The organism is Lacibacter sp., assembly GCF_057361365.1.
In genome coordinates this window covers 205651-226043 of record NZ_JBMQSG010000007.1, presented here as the reverse complement: position 1 = coordinate 226043, position 20393 = coordinate 205651, and the positions used below count along the sequence as shown (strand labels likewise).

The window sequence follows — 20393 nt, the reverse complement described above, 5'->3', positions numbered from 1 at the left end:
AAAAATCAACTTTCGTTTTTCCTGATTTGCTCAAGCAGTTCGTTGAGCTGTGCTGCTAATGCATTGTCCATTTGAATTGTTTGCTCAAATACGTTGTTGATACGCTGGGTGCACAATTCCAGAATATTAATACCCGCTGTTGTGAGCGCCATCACTGTATGACGTTTATCGTTCATATCAGTAGTCCTTTTCACCAGCTTTTTTAATACCAACCTGTCAATGATCCTCGGGACGTTTGAACTTTTTTCAATCATTCGCCCTGCAATATCCTTCACACACATTTCATCCGGCGATTTACCCTTTAAAATCCTCAGAACATTGTACTGTTCATGCGTTAACCCAAAATCTTTCAGCTCCCTGCTCATCAATGTCTTTAACCACCAGGCAGTGTACAGGATATTTAAACCTGCCTTGTGGGTTTCGTCTTTAAAATTCACACTTTGTATCGCTTTTTCCAGTTTCACTATGCAAATATATGTACATACATGTAATTTTCAAAACAAAAAGGCCATTGATTTTACGCAATGGCCTTTTTTCGCAATCCGTTTAGTTTTTTACCGTGTTACCAAGCAAGGTTTTGATGGCTTCACAGCTTTTATATTCGTTTTCGATCTGTACATAGAACGTATTCGAATTCCTGGTGAACCATTTCAGCAATTCCTTTTCTTTCTTTTCCTCTAACGCACGACCTGCAATTTTACTGTAATCGTTTTCAAGATTCTCACGGTGAGGTGCAGTGCGGCTCACGAGGTAAATTAAACGTACACCTTTTTTACCTTGTGCGTCGGTGAACGCAGTAGGTTGAGCATAATCACCTGGTTTCAGTTTTTCTAATAAAGGCACCATGTCTTTATCCAATTCATCGATGGCGATAATGGAAGCACCATCACGACCACGCATCATACCGGCAGTAAACTTTGAATTTTCTTCATCAGAATATTTGCTTACTGCTTCGCCAAACTTAATAGTGCCAGCGATAAGTTTTGAACGCACGGTATCAAGCTTATTAATAGCAGCGTTAATATCTGTTTCGTTGATACGAGGTATTTTCAAAATATGTCTTACAGTTACTTCTTCACCATTCTTTGAAATACATTGAATGATATGATAACCAAACTTCGATTTAATAACTCTTGATACTTGTCCTTCTTTTAAGCTCATAGCAGTATTAAAGAAGGTAGGATCCCACTGGTTGTCATTTCTGTTCAGTACATATAAACCTGCATTTTCTTTTGCAGCAGGATCTTCACTATACTGCGATGCAAGGAATTCCATTTTTTTAGTGCCTGCCTCTACCTGGCGCTTAAATTCCTTTAACTCTTCCTGTGCGTATTCTTCCATTTCACGACCAGCTTTTGGATAAACAACGATCTCTCCAATCTCTAATTCTGTTTCGTAAAATGCAAGACTGTCTTTTGGAATTTTATTGAAGAATGCTCTTACTTCTGTAGGAGTGATCTTTACATTTTCAACAATTTTGTTGCGCATGGCCGTAGCCAGTTTGCTTTCTTTGATTGGCTCACGCATTTCCTCACGAAACTGGTAAATGGTTTTACCTGTGATCTGCTCAATCACTTCTTTTGAACCATATTGCTGAACAAAATAACGGATACGATTATCAACATCAGCTTCAATTTCCTCATCACTAATAGGAAGCGAATCTTTTTCGGCTTGTATGGCTAACATCTTATTAATAATGAGCTGTTGCGCCAGGTAACAATGAGCATCGGGTGGTAATTCATAATCTTTACTCTTGGCATCGTTAATCTGGTTGTCGATATCCGACTTCAGCATAATACGATCGCCAACAACACCAATAATTTTATCAGCAACAATTTTCTTTGTTTGTGCCTGTATAAACACAACGGCCAACAATGCAATTACAGTAAATAATTTCTTCATTCTTAAAAGATGAGGATCAAAAGTAATAGAGATGGCCGTCTTTCCAGCACGGCCATCTTTGTTTTAACAGTTTCTATGCTTTGCAGCTTATAATGTACGTTTCACTTCTTCTTCTTCAAAGGCAACAATGGTGTCGCCTACGTTCAGATCTGCGAAATTCTTGATTGTTAAACCACATTCCATATTCGATGCTACTTCTTTTGCATCGTCTTTGAAACGTTTCAAGCTACCGAGTTCAGCAAAGCCACCTTCTGTACGTGGGTACACCAATACACCATCACGGAACAAACGGATCTTCGCATCACGCTTCATTTTTCCTTCAAGCACATAACAACCTGCAACAGTGGCCTTATCAAACTTGTACACTTCACGAATTTCAACTGTAGCAACTTCTTTCTCTGTGATCTTCGGTTCAAGTAGACCTTCCATCGCACTCTTCACTTCTTCAATTGCGTTATAGATGATGGAGTAGTTCTTGATCTCCACACCTTCCTGTTCAGCCAAGCGACTTGCCTGTAAAGAAGGACGAACGTTAAAGCCGATAAGAATGGCATCAGATGCGCTTGCCAATGTAACATCGGCCTCAGATATCTGACCAACTGCTTTGTGAACCACGTTCACCGCAATTTCTTCAGTAGAAAGTTTCTGCAATGAATCGGTGAGGGCTTCTACGGAACCATCCACGTCACCTTTGATGATGAGGTTAAGTTCTTTAAAGTTACCCAATGCCAAACGACGACCAATTTCATCGAGCGTGATATGTTTCTTAGTTCTTATACCTTGTTCACGCAGGATCTGTGCACGACGGTTTGCAATATCTTTTGCTTCACCTTCATCTTCATACACTTTAAATTTCTCACCCGCCTGTGGTGCACCATTCAAACCAAGAATTTGAACAGGTGTTGAAGGACCAGCTTTGTCGATACGTTGATTGCGTTCGTTAAACATCGCTTTGATACGTCCGTAATATTGACCAGATACGATGAGGTCGCCTTGCGAAAGTGTGCCATTCTGTACAAGAATAGTTGCAACGTAACCACGGCCTTTATCCAACGATGCTTCAATAATTGAACCTGTTGCTTCACGTTCAGGATTAGCTTTCAGTTCAAGCAACTCAGCTTCCAATAATATTTTTTCGAGGAGCTTATCTACATTCAATCCTTTTTTAGCAGAGAGTTCCTGGCTTTGGTATTTACCACCCCACTCTTCTACAAGAATATTCATTTGTGATAACTGCTCGTATATCTTTTGCGGATTTGCTCCGTCTTTATCGATCTTGTTTACTGCAAAGATCATAGGTACACCTGCTGCCTGCGAGTGGCTGATGGCTTCCTTTGTTTGCGGCATCACAGCATCGTCTGCTGCAACTACGATAATAGAAATATCAGTCACTTTCGCACCACGTGCACGCATCGCTGTAAACGCTTCGTGACCCGGTGTATCAAGGAAGGTGATTTTTTTACCTTCGGCATTAGTTACTTCGTAAGCACCAATGTGCTGCGTAATACCTCCGGCCTCGCCTGATACTACGTTTGCGTTACGGATATAATCAAGCAGTGAAGTTTTACCATGATCTACGTGACCCATGATGGTAACAATTGGCGCACGTGGCTGCAGGCTGTCTGTATCATCTTCATCATCTTCCTCCTCCATTTCTGCCTGCTTCTCCATATCAATGAATTCAACTTCAAAGCCAAATTCACCAGCTACCAACTCAATCAACTCTGCGTCCAGTCGCTGATTGATGGACACCATCATACCAAGGCTGAAACATTTTGCCACTACATCAGTTGCCGATACATCCATCAGGCTGGCCAATTCAGCCGCACTGATAAATTCGGTTACCTGTAGTTTATTATCTTCTCCGCCCTCCTGCATATTATCAGCCATTTCATCACGCTTGAGTTTGCGGTATTTTGCTTTTAAGCTCTTACCACGACCACCCTGGCCTGAAAGTTTGGCTTGCGTTTCACGGAGTTTTTCCTGGATTTCTTTTGCATCAATTACTTTGTCTTCACGACGGGTGATTGCAGGACGATTTCCTGTACGTTGCGGAGGACCCACTCTTCCGCCACCATCACGGCGCTGACCACCCTGCTGCTGGCCCCCTCTATTTTGGAAACCACCTTGCTGATGCCCACCCTGGCCTTGCTGCTGACCACCACCTTGCGGAGGTTGACTGCCTTTTTTATCGATGGGGATACGTTTACGCTTACGCTTTTCTTTATCCTTATCAATTACAGGTTTGGGCCTGGTATCAGGATTTACAGGAAGCTCAATTTTACCGAGAATCTTTGGACCTTCCAGTTTTTCAGCTTTGATGTTTTCAATCACTACATCTTCCTCTGCTTCCTCTTCCACTTCTTCTTTGGCAACAACCGGAGCTGCTGCAATAACTTCTTCCTTCACTTCTTTAACCGGTTCTTCTTCTTTCGGTTCTTCTTTCTTCTTCTTTTCAATCGTCTTCTTAGGCCTGGTAGAAGAATCAATTTTATCTAGATCGATCTTGGTAATAATCTTTGGACCTTCTACTTCAGGTGCTTCCACCTTTGTTACTTCAGGTTCGGGTTGCGGCTGCACTTCTTCCACTTTAGGCGGTTCAGGAACTACAACAGGAGGTTGTTCAACCACTACCGGTGGCTCTACCGGTTTTACTTCTTCAACTTTTGGTTCTTCTTTTACAACCTTCTTTATTTCCTTTCTGATGGAGATATCTTCTTCTTCCTTTTTCTTCTTCAAATCAGACATGCCGCCCTTAGGAATTTCGATCTGATCACTCTTTGCTTTCGCCAGTTTATCAGATGAAAATTCGGCCTGCAACGCACGGTACATTCCTTCCGTAAGCTTTGCAGTGGGCTTAAGATCGTCTTTGTTGAAGCCTTTGTTGGCCAAAAAATCAATAAGGGTGTCTTTACCGATATTAAATTCTTTGGCGGCGGCCATTAAACGTGGTGTATTACTTTCTGACATAATGAACTTCCCTTGCCATACCTCGGTACGAGGGAATATCTTGTTTAATTGTTTATATAAATCTTATTCTAAATAACTTTTTACAGTTACTCTTTTTCAAATTCTTCTTTCAATACACGACGTACTTCTTCAATTGTTTCTTTTTCAAGATCAGTACGGCGTTCTAATTCCTCTGCGGTTAAGTCGAGTACACTGCGGGCTGTATCGCAACCAATGCGTTTCAGCTCATCAATTACCCAACCTTCAATTTCATCTGTAAATTCATCCAGATCAATATCGAACTCATTTGTTTCTTCTTCTGTATCACGATAAACATCAATTTCGAAGCCTGTTAATTCACAAGCAAGTTTAATGTTTACACCACGCTTACCAATGGCAAGAGAAACCTGGTCGGGCTTCAGGTAAACTTCTGCATGTTTGCGATCCTGGTCAATATCCATGCTGGTTATTTTCGCAGGGGTTAATGAACGTTGAATAAGGAGGTTGATATTTGCTGTGAAGTTGATCACATCAATATTTTCATTCTTCAATTCACGAACAATGCCATGAATACGGCTACCCTTCATACCTACACAGGCGCCTACAGGATCAATACGATCATCGAAACTTTCTACTGCAACTTTCGCTCTTTCACCCGGTTCACGCACAATTTTGCGGATAACGATTAAACCATCAAAGATCTCCGGCACCTCAATTTCGAGCAATTTAGCAAGGAACAGCGGACTTGTTCTTGACAAAATAATCACAGGTGCATTATTTTTTAATTCCACCTTCTTAATTACTGCACGAATGTTCTCCCCTTTCTTGAAATAATCCTGTGGAATCTGTTCACTTTTAGGTAACAATAATTCGTTTCCTTCTTCATCCAATAACAATACTTCTTTCTTCCATACCTGGTAAACTTCAGCACTCAGGATTTCACCAATACGGTCAGAATATTTTTTTACAAGTACATTTTTCTTGAGATCACCAATGCGGCTTGCCAATGTTTGCTTGGCAGCAAGAATTGCACGGCGGCCGAAATCATGAATATCAACATCTTCATATAGTTCTTCACCCACTTCATAATCGGGTTCAATCTTCACCGCATCTTTATATGCAATTTGAGCTAAAGGATCTTCTACCTGCCCGTCTTCAACAATGGTACGACGACGCATGATCTCCAGATCACCTTTCTCGGTGTTTACGATCACATCGAAGTTGTCATCACTGCCATATTTCTTACGAAGCAATGTTTTGAACACATCTTCCAGCACTTTCATCATCGTGGGGCGGTCGATATTTTCCGCATCCTTAAACTCCTGGAAACTCTCAATAAGATTGATACTTGCCATAACTCTGTTTTTTAAAATTGCGGTTGTTTTACAATGGACCGCAACCATTATCAGTTAAATACTATTTGAATTTTAGTTGATTTTATATCTGAATAAACAACGTTGTGTTGAATTACTTCCTGCTTTTTACCTTTTCCCTTTATTTCTTCCAACATTACCTCCTGCTCATTTGCAGCCAGTAATTTGCCCTCCAATTTGCGGCCATCCTTCATGATCACTTCAACTTGCCGGCCAATGTTCTTCGTGTACTGTCTTGTAAGTTTCAACGGTTCTTCCAAACCTGGAGAAGAAACTTCCAACGCAAAATCGCCTTCATTAAAAAGAGCTGCTTCTTCAATTCGTTTGTAAAGGGCCCGGTTATACTGAATACAACGACTAATGGGTAACCCGGCATCAGCATCTAACAATACCTGGATATTATTGCCGGTTTTTAATTTTAAATCCACAAGGAAACAATCAGGATCGCTGCTGATCACTTCCTCCATCATCTTCCTGATGCTTTCTGCTTTCTGTTCTATGTTCATGTAAGGAAAATAAAGAAGGGAACGTTTTCCGTTCCCTTCCACTGTTTCTTTAATCCAGCCGCAAAAGTAAGAGAATACAGGGTAATGGAAAAATTTTTTTAGCAGTTAGTAGGGCTGCAAGCTTTAGGGGAATCTTCACAGAAAGCGTTTTACTTTAATTTATCTTTGCAGCATCATGTTACTACGTTATTTACTCTACGGATTGCTGATCTATTTTGTTTTCCGTTTTATTTTCAGGTTTGTTATTCCTGTAACCAGGGCGGCAAAGGATATGAAAAGTAAGGTGAATGAATTCCAGGCACGCATGCAGGAACAACAGCAACAGCAGCAACGGGCCGCTCAACGCCCCGAGCCAGTAAAGCAACCCCTCACTCCAAAAGAAGGTGACTATATTGAGTTTGAGGAAGTGAAATAATGAGCCCTGAGCGAAGTCGAAGGGTCGAAAAGTCAATCGAGCGATAGTCGAGATTGACGCTGAAAAGAATTACAAATTTTATATCAACCCCAAGTCTTCCACTTTCATACCCGGCAACAAATGAATTGTTTGCAGGCCCAGTTGTTGGGCAGCTTCAATATTGTTAATGCTATCGTCGATAAAAATGGTTTCAGCAGGTGCTAATTCATGCTTTTGCAATACGTATTCGAAGGCCGAAGCATTTGGTTTGCGGTGACCAATGCGGTGCGAATAATAAGCAGCATCAAACAATTCATCAAACACTTGCCCCGGACTCAATACTTCATATCTCCGTTGGAATTCCCGCAAATGAATTTCATTAGTATTACTGAGCAGGTACAACTTATATTTCTCTCTCAGTTGAGGCAATATGGCTAAGCTTTCGGTGCGATAATCGAGCAACAATGCATTCCACGCATCCCTGATCTGATCATTGGTTAACGATAAGCCGGTTGCTGTACGCAAATCATCATAAAACAATTGATCATCCATGCCGGTTTCCAATCTTTTGAACAGGTCGTTACTATGAAACTGGTTAAAGAAAACAGCAAAATTGTCTACCCCCAATTCCCGAAACGCTTTTTCTGTTAACTTAAAATCGATATTTAATAATACCCCGCCAAGATCGAAGATGATTGCTTTTGTTTGTTGCATATTGCAAAGAAACGCACTGTTGCAAATGATAATTCAAAGGCAGCAATTCTTTCTTTTCCATCGCCAAAAAATATCCCGATAAATTATAGCAGCCCGATACGTCGATTTTTCTATCTTTGCCCCCGCCTAAAAGGCCGGATCCTTAGCTCAGACGGTTAGAGCATCTGACTCATAATCAGAGGGTCGTAGGTTCAAATCCTACAGGATCCACGAATAACAAATGCCGGAAAGACGGAAGGCGGGAAGTTGTTTGAAAGATGACATCTACTTCACGCCTTACTAAACTTCCGGCACTTTTTATAAAAATGGCTTTAACCTTTGCTTAACCGATAAGCAAATACATTTGCCTCTTTACAAATTATGAAGAAACTAATACTGTTTACGCTCCTCCTTGCAACTGCTTTTTCAGTAACGGCACAGGAAACAGAGAAGAAGAAAAAGAAAGACTGGTCGAAAGTTAGCCTCGGCAACCGCCCTAAAGATCATCTCATTTTTCAAATAGGTTATCTTAACTGGCTGCAAAAGCCTGATAGCATTGCCACTAAGGGTTTTGCCAGATCAGTAAATGCTTACTTTTCATTTGATTTTCCCTTTAAGACCGATCCTCGTTTTAGCGTGGGGTTAGGTGCAGGTGTTGGTGCCGATAATATGTATTTCGATAAGAATGCAGGTCGCAACCTTAATATCATTAATAGCAATTCATTCCAGTTTGCCAAACATACCGGCAAGGATACATTGAACAAATACAAATCAATGAAACTTGCAACTGCTTACCTTGAAGCGCCGGTTGAATTGCGTTTTATGGTTGATCCTACTCAACCTAATAAGAGTTTAAAATTTGCAGTGGGTGTAAAAGTGGGTACGCTCATCAGTGCGAATGACAGAACAAGATTTACAACTGATGGCAACGGTAATACTGCATATGTGTTGAAGGAAAAAGACAAGAAGCATTTTAATTCTTTACGCCTTGCAGCAACTGCAAGAATCGGGATGGGCAACTTCGCCATTTTCGGACAATACCAGGTGAATGATTTTATTAAAGAAGGACAAGGCCCTAACCAGATCAGACCTTTGGTTGTTGGTCTTACTCTTACCGGTTTATAATCCTTTCTGTATAGAAATTTTTACAAGCGTGGCGAACATCGTCACGCTTTTTCTTTTCTCATCGGGCAAGGAAGTTCAATTACCTTTGACCCCTGAATTTTTAATAAAGTGATAGATCGTAAACAGGAAATACAACAGGAAGAACGGGCCATTATTGTGGGCGTAGTGCAAAAAGGACAAACTGAATTGCAGGTGCAGGAGTACATGGATGAATTGGCATTTCTTGCCGAAACCGCCGGTGCCATAACCATTAAAAGGTTTATGCAAAAACTACAGCGGCCCGACAGTAAAACATTTGTTGGGAAAGGTAAGCTGGAAGAGATTAAAACCTATGTGCAGAACCAGGATATCACTCTCGTGATTTTTGATGATGAGCTTACCGGTGCACAGATCATGAACATTGAAAAGGAAGTGGGCATTTATACTATCGACCGAAGTGATTTGATCCTCGATATTTTTGCCCGCCGTGCAAAAACTGCACAAGCCAAAACACAAGTGGAGCTGGCCCAATATCAATATATTTTACCCCGCTTAAAAGGTATGTGGAAACACCTTGAACGACAAGGTGGCGGTGTGGGTACAAGAGGCCCTGGTGAAACAGAAATTGAAACTGACCGTCGTATTGTGAAAGATAAGATATCGTTACTGCGTAAACGTTTGGCTGAAATTGATAAGCAGGCTTTCACTCAACGAAAAGATCGTGGTGAGTTTATTCGTGTGGCACTGGTTGGTTATACGAACGTGGGCAAGAGTACACTCATGAATATTCTCAGCAAGCGTGATGTGTTTGCAGAAAATAAATTGTTTGCCACACTTGATACTACCACAAGTAAAGTGGTGTTTGAAAACACGCCTTTTTTATTGAGTGATACAGTGGGTTTTATCCGCAAGTTGCCACACCATCTCGTTGAAAGTTTTAAAAGCACATTGGATGAGGTAAGAGAAAGTGATGTGTTGCTTCACGTGGTTGATATTTCGCATCCGCAATACGAGGAGCAGATCAACGTAGTGAACAAAACGCTTCAGGATTTAAAATGCCACGACAAGCCAGTTATCACCATCTTCAATAAAATGGATTTGTATGAAGAGCGCCATTTCGATGAATGGCTTGGCGAAGATATTAAGGCAACCATTTTACAGGAACTAAAAGAACGTTGGGAAAATGATACCCAGGGCAACTGCGTATTTATTTCAGCCATTGAAAAACGAAATATTGCTGAATTGCGTGATCGTATTTTGGAGCAGGTGCGCATCAACTACAAAATCCGTTATCCTTACAAAACTGAATTCTTGTATTAATGGCCGCTGAAAAAAAATACAATTGGGTGAAGATAGGAGAAGCAGTCAACGATTTTTTTTGGCAGGAGAATGATTTGTGTGAGATAGTTGTAAAAGGCAAAACCATTTGTATTGCTAAACATGGAGAACAGGTGCTGGCCTGCACACATAAATGTCCGCATGCGGGTGGTCACCTGGCCGGTGGTTATCTTGATCCTTTGGGAAATATTGTTTGTCCGTTGCATCGTTACAAGTTCAATTTGCAGAATGGCCGCAATTCAAGTGGCGAAGGTTATTACTTAAAAACCTATCCCATTGAAACAAGAGAAGATGGTATTTACATTGGACTGGAAGAGAATTCGTTCTTCAGTTTTTTTAAATAAAAAAAGTTATGCAGAAATAGATAGCAAAAAAGCAAAATCCCCTATTTTTGCAACCCCGAAAGGGGAAGTATTCCTCCTTAGCTCAGTTGGTTAGAGCATCTGACTGTTAATCAGAGGGTCTCAGGTTCAAGTCCTGAAGGGGGAGCTAAACAGGACTTTTCAACAAGTCTTAAAAAGTGTAAAAACGAGTCAAACCCACGTCAGCTAAGGCTTTCGTGGGTTTTTCTATTTTTCTGATACTCGTTAAAACCCGTTAATTCCCGCCATTTTTATTTCACTTTTATTACACATTTTCAGGTTCAAACTTTAGTTATTTTGAGGATGAACTTGAAATGTGTAGTAATGAAAACGAGGTTTTATGATAAGAGTCCCCACTATTTCTGTCAAATACAATTGGCGGAAATCAATCAACCTAAACGGTCTCCATGGCGTTCATTTAAGAATCTATTTATCCGGCGAACAGGCCCGACACTACCCGATTAAACTCCCTGCAAAAGTTTCCTGTGAACAATGGCAGGGAAAAGAGAACCATTGGGTAAAGAATACACATCCATTCTACTTTGAAATTAATTGCAAGATCGCCGAGACAATTACCAAACTCAATGATCTGACAAAAAGGTATTATACCCAGAACAAACCAGTTACGTTTGATGCAATAGAAAAGGAATTGATGCTTCGTGGTGAACGGAATGTTTTTAATGACTATTTCAGCAACTACATCAAGCACCCACCAGAAACCGCCAATCTGGATGAAGTAACGTGGGAAAAATACAGAGCTTGTCTTCTTCATTTGAACAACTTTCAAAAGAGAATAACTTTTTCTCAAATTGATGAATCCCTGATCGCCCGTTTCAAAAACTATTTGGCAAATCTGAAGGGACGTAAAGGAAAGATGGAACCAGCTACTATCAAATCCTATTGGGATAAATTAAAAGTAGTACTTACACACGCAGCCAAAAAAGATCATTTTCTTGATCCAGTTCAAGTTGAAAACTACTTTGAAGAAATCACTGTCAGTGTTCCCAGAAAGAAAGAGGGACAGCATTTGGAAGTTGAAGAAGTGCAACGATTGAAGAACTTAACATTCGATGAAAAAGATAAAAGCCTTCAACGTGATAGAGATTTATTTCTGTTTCAAGTTTACACCGGGTTTTATTACAATGACCTTCAAATCTTGCGGAAAGATCAACTATTCAATGATATTGAACAAGGTCATTACATTATCGGAGAAAGAGATAAGAATGACAATCCTACCATCATTCCTTTGTTTAAGTTTCCATACGCTGCCAACATCATTGAGAAATACAGAGACAACAACCCTGAGAATCCTTTATTACTTAAGAAATCAGTCTTTATAGAAATACAAGCTTATAACCGTAATCTGAAACTGTTGGCAAAAAAAGCAGGCATTGTTCGGAAACTTAGTAATAAAACAGGCAGGCATACAAATGCTCAAATGTGGATACGCTTCGGAGCTGATAGGCCGGTTCTTTCAAAAATGATGGGACATGAAAAGGAACAAACAACTCAGAACTACTATAGGGTTGGCCTGCTGGAAGTTATTGAAGGAACAAAAAGTATTGATTTTGAAAAACTAGCAATTTAATATAATGATTATGGAAATTATTCAAAGTATTCAAAACAAAATTTATGAAATCAGGGGTGAAAGAGTAATGCTAGATTACGACTTGGCTTCTCTTTATGAGGTTCCCACAAAGGCGCTAAATCAGGCTGTCAAACGGCATATTAAGAGATTTCCGTAAGATTTTATGTTTCAACTTACGGAAAGCGAATGGAACCCCATGAGGTCACAAATTGTGACCTCATCCCAACACAAACGTAAGCTCAGTACCTTACCCTACGCTTTTACAGAGCAAGGTATCGCTATGCTCAGCGGCATACTTAATAGCGAAAAAGCGATTAATATGAATATTGCGATTATGAGAGCATTTGTTGAGATAAGGCGGGTGTTTGTTTACGAAAATGATTTAAGAGAGCAATTTAAACAAATTAAGGAGCGATTAAGTGAACATGACGTTCAATTAAACCAGATCTATGACGCAATGGAAAATTTGTTGAACGAAAAAGCGGCGCAAAGAAAATGGGAGGATCGGCAAAGGATTGGCTTTCAGAAATAATTTAGTGTTCTCAAACAAGCCATTACTTCGCAATACTGGCTTTAGTAGGAGCTAGCAAAACTCCCTTTGGTAAGGAAACAATAAAAGTTCTGCGATAAAATCGTGGATCCATTAATTTATAATCAAGAGTTGTATTAAGCAGGACACAATAATCAGAATAAAATGGAGATTATTTCATCGTATTCAATGTCTTCAGGGCTTAACATTATCATTAATCTTTCTAAATCAATTCCTAAAAGCTTGCCCCCCTCGATTTTCAAACTTGACTGATGCTTCGTGAAAACATAATTTGCCGTATGCCGTGAAAGTCCATAATTCTGCAATGCAATTACAATGGGGTTCCTGGTACCGTACTCTAAAAAAGCGGCCCAGTTCTGACCTGCTTTTTCCTCACCTAATACTTCCACTAGGATAGTATAATAATTATTGAAGTACTTTTCAAAAACAAATCTGAGAACATGTTCTATATCCTCTATAATGTCTCCAATTAAAATATTGACATGTTGTTTATCGTTCTTATTAAATACTTCTTTATTTGCAAAGTCCCATCCAATTACAATTTCGCGTTTGGTATCATGATAATAGTCAATAGATCTTGAAATAATGAGATTCAAAGGCGTTCCATTTATCCATTGGTTCATGAGCGTTGCATAATAATCTAGTTGCGCCCTGTTCTTGAAATCCCGACTCTCGTAAGTTCCCCATTGAAATAAGTCGTACAGTTTATTTAGCCAAAGATGGCAAGTAGAAAAATTAATTTCCAACGGAGGTTTTATTGACGGGTCTTTTGCATTCGCTTTTGCATACAGATAAACAGAATTTTGAATTGCAACTTTTACCGATTGATTTGCATTTAAGACAGATGTTGGAATTTCAATATCCTTATTTTTTTTCTGAGCTAATTCTATTATACTCTCTTTATTATCGGCAATTAGCTTCCTTATTATTTCACTTTGATAATTTGACCGGGTTATCTCCAAGGTATCAATGGAAATAATGTTTGCGATATACTCCAAAATTTCCTGTAGCGCCTTAGTATTAAAACTGATGTTCGAAGCCTCACTTAATATCTGTTCAATTTTCTTGAGCTTCTTGTCAATATGATTTTCAATCGAAGGCTTCAATGTTATTTCTTGATTTTTCTCCAATACTTCCGTTTTCTTCCAATCCTTCAGATCTTCTCTTACGCAGAAAATATTTCCTGCCAATTCATACTTCAATCTACCAGCACGCCCAGCCAGGTTCCAAAAATCAATTGGTTTAAATTCGCTTTGCCCGTTTTTGTTATTTAGAATGAAAATATTCTTTGCTGGCAAATTCACCCCTTCTAATAGGGTAGATGTACAGAAAACGTGGTGAATTTCAGAGGCCTTAAATAAAGCTTCCACCTTGTTCCTAATTAACTGTGGCAGATTTCCAAAATGATATGCGATTCCTTTTTCCAAAAATGTAGCCAGATAATAATCCTTGTGTATATAAGACCTGATTTGCCGAATAGCCTTTTTCACATTCCCCGACACCTCAATTTGATCATACTTCGAAGCTTCATAAAACTCCAATGATTTTTCAACAGCCTTCCTTCTTGAACTACAATAAATAATGTTATTCTCAGAACCACCGATACTATTAATAACACCAGGAAGGGAATTTACTTTTTTTAGCATTGACGGCAGAAACTCATAGGTTTCAGTATCGGTATAATGAATTACCTTTTTGTTAATTAAGTCTAGAAAAAACAGATTTTGGCCCACTGGCGACTCCAACGTCCTGAATGACTTGCTCCAATCTTTTTTAAAGAGTTTAAGGAATATTTCTGGATTGGATATATTGGGGGCAGCGAAGTATAAGTTCAGTGACGGGTTAATCCTTATTGCTTTGGAAATTGAATTATATGATGTTATAGACCTAGAATCGTTCTCTGATGCAAGCTTGTGTGCTTCATCTACAAATAGATACCCAATTAGCGGATTCTGTTTATTGGACAAATAACTTATAAATCTCTCCGGAGTTAAAACAAAAAGATATCTTAACTGCTTATCAGATGGAGAATCACCAATGCTTGAATTTGTAACAATTTTGTAATGATAGTGATCCAATAATATTCTCAATTCCTTATTCAAGTCAATTGAAAACTGACTTATTAAAGCCCTGGTAGGAACCAGTATGACAATATTCTCAGGTGGAGAGTTACTGATTGCCTTTCGAATAAAGGACTTAATAATAAATGATTTCCCCATTGAAGTTGGTCCTGAAAAACTAAAAAACTTCGAGCCGCTTATTTTCTGATACAATTCATATTGAGAGTCTGTAAATACCTGGTCTGTGTCCGGAACCGCTTGAATAAATTCCTTTACTGTTTTTTCAACTTCCCTATCAAATGGGAGAACAGATGCATTGTTATTTTTGTTCTTTAAATATTCTATTCCAGGAAAATTGCCAAGCTTCGCTAATACCGAATGAGAAAATGTTCTATAGTATGGATTTTCAGCATAAGCTCCATTCAATAAAGTAATGATGGTGTACGCCTTGTTTCGTGAAAGCGAATTTTTAGAGTTGGATAGAATATCTGAGAACCTTAGTAGATCATTTAATTCTTTATTTGTAAGATATGGAGTGTTTCCATTCTCGTGAAATACAATACCTGCTAAAAGCTTGTTCGCTTTTAAATACAACTGATTAAAATATGAATCAGTCATTACTTCCTGGGATAGCCGTTCAATCATTTAACTGGATGGGTAAGGTCTTGAATTATCTTTTTACGGGTTTCTGCAATCTTCATAAATGGAAAAACATATAAATAGAAAGTATAATTATAAAGATTATACTCTTTAATCTTTTTCTGGATATGAGCTAATTTTCCCTGAACTTCTTCTTTTATTCTTTGCCTGACCATAGTTCTATATTCATCGTTTTTCATTTTTAACTCTTCCGGAGTTGACCCGATTTCAAAGCCGGCAAAGATTCCAAAAGCATTATCCTTTTCTTTACTTCCATTTCCATCTGCTGTCGGAAAAACAATAGACTTGATAAATTGGTACATTTCTTCATCTAAAGCTTCCTTGCATAATTGGGAGTCTAGGAGGGACATTTCGTGATAGATATTATCCTTATCCCTAGTAATAAAATCGTGAATTGACTTAAAAGCCTCGGAAATTGAAGTCGTCAATGAGGCGTCAAGCTTGGATTCGCCAAATATTATTTGAAACTGTTTAGGTCCCATCTGTAACATGTGAATACCATCCGACCCTTTGACATAGTCATTTCTTGCTGTCTTGATTTCAAGTTTGGTCAGGATCTTTGGAGCCTTCAAATGTGATTCCAAAAAACAGTACAATAATAATTCCCCCGCTTCGCCATCATTGATGCTATAATCTCTGAATTTGTTTAAAGCAAGTGCATTCAATTCGCCGTATCGTTTATCTTTTTCAAAATCGGAGAATTGTTTTTTTGAAATTGAATAATGGATTACAGCATTAGATAACTTCTTGACTAAAGGATCATATACAAACTGATTATTCTCAATCCGCAAAATCTGCAAATTTAGTTTAGAGTTGGTACCCTCTATTTCGCATTCTAAATCGTTGTAAAAAAGATCCAGAAAACCTTCTTCTATACTAGGAGTCAATTTCATTTTCTCAATAAGCTGATCTGAAAAATCAACTCCCAAATTACCGATTTTTTCTTGCCGAAAAAAAAAGGTTAAACACCAAATAGTTAGAAGAAATATTCGTGAGGTAAGATTTATCATAAACTCCTATTTACTAATAAATTTAGATATTTTATACTACAATTATTAGATTAAGTGGGAATTACACTTTTGAGTAATTTCTACCAATATGTCAAGAGGGCTCACATGATAAATAATCCGGTAGCCCCGGACTGGCTGACTGCCAATCGGGCCGGAATTAGACCGGTTGCTGAAGTGAACGTCAGGGTTACTTAAGGAGTTTGAAACACTTCACGAAAGTAAATGTCGGATCGAGGCTCTTTAACTCCTAGTTCTTTTCAAGCAATGAGAATTCGTCATCTTTCTTTTTACCTCTTGAAAGAGCTCACTTTTTATTTGCTTCGGTTAATAGTCTGCTGGATAAAACCTATCCTGTTCTTTTCCTAGTTTCTACACTGGGTATGGTTATCCCGCGGGTTGGACTTAATTTGTATGGAAAGCTTATCTTCCTCTTTATCAGTTTAATTTAAATCGTTATGAAGTTAGCGCCCGCTTCGATACAATGGTCAATTAACCACCTTTTCAAAGAAAGTGACAACGATCTTTTCCCAAGACCCTTCGAGCTTTCGATTGTTAAATCCTTCGAAGCAGACGTTATTGACCTCTGTAAAGAAATTGATATAACCAATTATAAGTGGAAATCATCCAGACGTTTCCTGGTACCGAAAGACAATGTATCATTCCGTAATGCAACACAACTAGACCTGATAGATAGCATCTTAATGGGTGCGATTTTTTTCGAGTACGGGAATTTTATTGAACAAAAGCGAATTCAGGAAAACCAGGATATTGTTTTTAGCTATCGCTTTAAGCCTAAGGCCGACGGTACATTATATAGTAACACGAATGCTTGGGAAGCCTTTTGGGAAGCTTGTAAGCATAAAGCAAAAGATTTCTCCCATATCGTCGTTTGTGATATTTCTGACTTTTACAATCAGATCTCGTTACATACTGTCGAGAACCAGCTGGAAACATGCGGAATTCCGGCACCCATTTGCAGAAGAATAAAAGAATTAATTGTTTCAATCACTCAGAGGAGCTCGAAAGGTATTCCCATAGGCCCGCACATTTCACACCTTATAGCTGAACTTTCCTTAATTCCATTTGATAACCAATTACAATTCAGAGATATCGAGTTCAAAAGATACGTAGATGATATTGTTGTGTTTTGCAATAGCGAGAAGGAAGCTAGGATTCGACTTAATCAAATTGCTGAGATTCTGGACAAAGAACAGAGGTTGGTACTTCAAAAATCAAAAACGCAAATACTAGAACAAGATGGGTTTGTCGATTTGTGTAAGACAAATTTACTGGATGACATCGAGTACAATGATGAAGAGGAAATCATCAGCATCATTCGGAAACACTCTGGAGGCAATGCTTACAGTAAGATAAACTTATCTGATATCAGCGACGAGGATATGGCAAAACTAACTCCTGAGAATATCATCGCACTTTTTGAAGAATATTTATTGGGATCGACGCCGAATTATGAAAAACTCAGGTGGTTGTACAGGCGCATGGCTCAAATAGGAATTCCACATGCAGTTGATTTTTCCTTAGAGCATTTTGACAAATTAATTCCAGCGTTAAATGATGTTTGTCTGTATATCAATTCATGCGCAGAAAATTATAAAAGCGATTGGAAGGACGTTGGGGAATGGGCTTTGAACATTCTTGAAGATGAGATGATAGACTCTAACGAGTTTTATAAAATAACATTATACAATCTCTTTGTATACAATAAACATCTTAATCATATTGCTACGCTAACAGACGACTTTCAAAAGGTGTCAGAAAATATTAAGCGCAAAATTCTATTGGCGAGTATGCATTACAACTCTGAAGGATGGTTACGGAGTTTAAAAGAGAATTATCCCAAATTTGAGAGTTGGACAAAAAGAGCCTATTTGATTGCCGCTTCCAAATTACCACGTGAGGAACGCGAATATTTTTATAAAGGTATAAAACCCTCTTTATCTCAGTCGGATATCCTAGAACACACCATTATCAAGTGGGGAAATTCCCAGTAGTTTTTCTGATCTTTAATATTCTTGAAAAAACTTGAATAGCTCGTTGTTCTGGTGCCTTGACTTTTGGCTGTGCAGTTGGCGCACTTTTTTTATTGAAGCACAGGATCGGCACTGAAACCCGCCTATTATTGAAGTTTAAAAAGTTCGGCCGAAAAATTGATCTGCCGGAACTTTAAAGCTCACTCCAACATTAGTCATCAAAGTAACTACAAACTTTCGGTATGTTTCGTAAACCAAATTAACGGTATTCAGGTCATCGGTTGTCACACTAATACTGGTTCGACCTTTTGGATGCATAAATTCATCGCGCTTCTCTTTAAGGGCATAAAACATTCCATAAAACCTGCTTTGATAGGCTTTCTGCACATCTTCCTTTTTGAATGTCCTTGCATGGTGACGATACGTCTTTTTGAATTTCCTTCCAAGATCATCACGCTCCTTATAATTAGGATAAGGATTGAACTGGTTGATAAGAAAAATATCTGCTTCCACTAGACTGAAAAATTCCTTTATACACGCCCTGATTAATGGTTGAATGCGTTCATTATCGCTAGCTTGCTCTTTTGCAATGGCAACAAGTGTTTCCATATCTTTTGCAAGCGTGTTATGCGTGCGCTGCATTTCACTCATCTTTTGCATATACAGCATTTGTTCTTCAAAGCCGCTTACTTCAACACATTCCATTTCAGGGGTTTCCTCTTTCATAATTTCCAATTTTTGAATGTATAGGATCAAAATTACCGAATCATTCTCTTTAAATCATTTGTAATTGCCTATAAAACATCCCTTCTTGTCATGCATCACGAGAAACAACTAATGCATTTTACTCCCTTAAATTAAAATTGGATTTATGATTTGATGCCTTTATTTCATCCAAAAGTTTAGAGTCCTATAATTGTTTTCAGACTGGCTGCATTAAATTGTCGAAACAATATTTAAATAAGTATGTTGATTTCATTGTGAAAAATTTCGACCAATTCTTCCGGGCTAACCTTATTAAATCCAAATTGCCGATTTAACTCTTTATAGATTGTTTGACCCAGCGTAGAATTAGGTCTGGCATTCTTACCTTCATCATTAGTACAAAAATAATCAAGCCCATAAGCAATATGCAAGGCCGCATAGTCGCCATCGCTCCATTCGGCAATCGCAGCACTCAGATGCTTAATATTTCCTTTAAACGACCTCAGTTTATCGTTGCTGTTAAGATGTTTATTTTCCAATGTTGTTATCAGATTCATATATTGAGTATAACCGCCGCCCATTTCTTCAATAACATCAGAAATTTCTCCAAACCGTTCAGATGTTTCAAAATAATCTTCGTCGAGATAATAATACCATTCAGTCTTGATAAGAGGATTGATTAGTTTACCAAATCTCTTACCGGGCAATATTTTAAATCCTAAATCAATTGCTCCATTTAGATAAATATCATCCTTAATGTGGTTACCAGGAAAAATATCAGGATTAGACCCTACAGTTACATACGTGCCTTCTGATTTTACTAATATTGGTCGTGCATGTGCCAGCACTACAAGGCGTTCTTTTTTCGTTACGGCTTCATAAGTAAGGCATGTTTCGGATATAAACGGAAGGATAGTTCCCTTTAATATGTGTTTGTGTATGAATCGTAAAGCAGCTCTCTGATTGTCCGGTATAGCTATTTCCTTATCGGGATCAACTACAAATTCATAAACATTTTTATCAAATGTAACTTTCAACGGATCTGTCATTATTTAGCTTTTACCTTTTAGTAAAATACTTCTTGGTTCTTATTTGAGTTGATAATTCTTTTTCTTTTTAAAATATTAAGAGTCTGACACAAATGAGCTCTTGATATATTTCTTAGACTCTTTAAAAATTGAATCTCTATGGGCATTAAAGCTCATATT

General features: G+C 38.4%; 16 protein-coding genes, 2 tRNA genes and 1 pseudogene. 9 read left to right on the top strand and 10 right to left on the bottom strand.

Annotated features, from left to right (window positions below; all coding sequences use genetic code 11):
• Positions 1–5: 5 nt before the first annotated feature.
• The 5 genes from ACO1QW_RS05740 to ACO1QW_RS05720 all read right to left on the bottom strand — a co-directional run bounded on the left by ACO1QW_RS05740 (position 6) and on the right by ACO1QW_RS05720 (position 6730).
• Positions 6–464, bottom strand: coding sequence for a MarR family winged helix-turn-helix transcriptional regulator (locus ACO1QW_RS05740; RefSeq protein ID WP_486256545.1), 459 nt, complete (start codon positions 462–464; stop codon positions 6–8).
• An 82-nt stretch (positions 465–546) separates the two neighbouring features.
• Positions 547–1902 (bottom strand): peptidylprolyl isomerase, encoded by a 1356-nt coding sequence (locus ACO1QW_RS05735; protein WP_486256544.1) that lies wholly within the window; start codon positions 1900–1902, stop codon positions 547–549.
• A gap of 87 nt (positions 1903–1989) precedes the next feature.
• On the bottom strand, positions 1990–4872 hold the full coding sequence (gene infB, locus ACO1QW_RS05730) for a translation initiation factor IF-2 (protein ID WP_486256542.1): 2883 nt from the start codon (positions 4870–4872) through the stop codon (positions 1990–1992).
• 86 nt (positions 4873–4958) lie between these two features.
• On the bottom strand, positions 4959–6206 hold the full coding sequence (nusA, locus tag ACO1QW_RS05725) for a transcription termination factor NusA (protein WP_486256540.1): 1248 nt from the start codon (positions 6204–6206) through the stop codon (positions 4959–4961).
• 50 nt (positions 6207–6256) lie between these two features.
• Positions 6257–6730: an LSm family protein gene (locus tag ACO1QW_RS05720; RefSeq protein ID WP_486256538.1), complete on the bottom strand. Its 474-nt coding sequence runs from the start codon at positions 6728–6730 to the stop codon at positions 6257–6259.
• A 175-nt stretch (positions 6731–6905) separates the two neighbouring features.
• On the opposite strand from ACO1QW_RS05720, the gene ACO1QW_RS05715 reads away from it, so the two are divergent.
• Positions 6906–7145, top strand: a complete 240-nt coding sequence (locus ACO1QW_RS05715) for a hypothetical protein (RefSeq protein ID WP_486256536.1) — start codon at positions 6906–6908, stop codon at positions 7143–7145.
• 78 nt (positions 7146–7223) lie between these two features.
• Here the strand turns inward: ACO1QW_RS05715 and ACO1QW_RS05710 are convergent, their stop codons facing one another.
• On the bottom strand, positions 7224–7838 hold the full coding sequence (locus ACO1QW_RS05710) for an HAD family hydrolase (RefSeq protein WP_486256534.1): 615 nt from the start codon (positions 7836–7838) through the stop codon (positions 7224–7226).
• A gap of 136 nt (positions 7839–7974) precedes the next feature.
• Between ACO1QW_RS05710 and ACO1QW_RS05705 the strand changes: the two genes are divergently transcribed.
• The 7 genes and pseudogenes from ACO1QW_RS05705 (at position 7975) to ACO1QW_RS05675 (ending at position 12741) form a co-directional block, all read left to right on the top strand.
• Positions 7975–8048, top strand: a tRNA-Ile gene (locus tag ACO1QW_RS05705).
• A 150-nt stretch (positions 8049–8198) separates the two neighbouring features.
• A complete protein-coding gene (locus tag ACO1QW_RS05700; protein WP_486256532.1) occupies positions 8199–8942 on the top strand; it encodes an outer membrane beta-barrel protein in 744 nt (247 codons plus the stop codon).
• 108 nt (positions 8943–9050) lie between these two features.
• On the top strand, positions 9051–10241 hold the full coding sequence (gene hflX, locus ACO1QW_RS05695) for a GTPase HflX (RefSeq protein WP_486256530.1): 1191 nt from the start codon (positions 9051–9053) through the stop codon (positions 10239–10241).
• The gene (locus tag ACO1QW_RS05690) at positions 10241–10603 is read left to right on the top strand and encodes a Rieske (2Fe-2S) protein (RefSeq protein ID WP_486256528.1); all 363 of its coding nucleotides are present in this window, start codon (positions 10241–10243) and stop codon (positions 10601–10603) included. Before hflX ends, ACO1QW_RS05690 begins: the two co-directional genes overlap by 1 nt.
• A 71-nt stretch (positions 10604–10674) precedes the next feature.
• A tRNA-Asn gene (locus ACO1QW_RS05685) sits at positions 10675–10748 on the top strand.
• A gap of 213 nt (positions 10749–10961) precedes the next feature.
• A complete protein-coding gene (locus ACO1QW_RS05680) occupies positions 10962–12209 on the top strand; it encodes a tyrosine-type recombinase/integrase (protein WP_486256527.1) in 1248 nt (415 codons plus the stop codon).
• Positions 12210–12213: 4 nt separating this feature from the next.
• A pseudogene (locus tag ACO1QW_RS05675) lies at positions 12214–12741 on the top strand (ORF6N domain-containing protein).
• A gap of 152 nt (positions 12742–12893) precedes the next feature.
• Here ACO1QW_RS05675 and ACO1QW_RS05670 read toward each other — a convergent pair.
• Both ACO1QW_RS05670 and ACO1QW_RS05665 read right to left on the bottom strand, forming a co-directional pair.
• Entirely contained in the window at positions 12894–15464 is a 2571-nt protein-coding gene (locus ACO1QW_RS05670; protein WP_486256525.1) for a DEAD/DEAH box helicase, read from the bottom strand.
• Positions 15461–16489 (bottom strand): HamA C-terminal domain-containing protein, encoded by a 1029-nt coding sequence (locus tag ACO1QW_RS05665; protein WP_486256523.1) that lies wholly within the window; start codon positions 16487–16489, stop codon positions 15461–15463. Before ACO1QW_RS05665 ends, ACO1QW_RS05670 begins: the two co-directional genes overlap by 4 nt.
• Positions 16490–16944: 455 nt before the next feature.
• On the opposite strand from ACO1QW_RS05665, the gene ACO1QW_RS05660 reads away from it, so the two are divergent.
• Positions 16945–18501: an RNA-directed DNA polymerase gene (locus ACO1QW_RS05660; RefSeq protein ID WP_486256521.1), complete on the top strand. Its 1557-nt coding sequence runs from the start codon at positions 16945–16947 to the stop codon at positions 18499–18501.
• 135 nt (positions 18502–18636) lie between these two features.
• Here the strand turns inward: ACO1QW_RS05660 and ACO1QW_RS05655 are convergent, their stop codons facing one another.
• Both ACO1QW_RS05655 and ACO1QW_RS05650 read right to left on the bottom strand, forming a co-directional pair.
• Positions 18637–19215, bottom strand: a complete 579-nt coding sequence (locus ACO1QW_RS05655; protein WP_486256519.1) for a hypothetical protein — start codon at positions 19213–19215, stop codon at positions 18637–18639.
• Between the two features lie 221 nt (positions 19216–19436).
• Positions 19437–20234 carry a hypothetical protein gene (locus ACO1QW_RS05650; RefSeq protein WP_486256517.1) on the bottom strand — a complete coding sequence of 266 codons (798 nt, stop codon included), beginning with the start codon at positions 20232–20234 and terminating at the stop codon, positions 19437–19439.
• Positions 20235–20393: the final 159 nt, after the last annotated feature.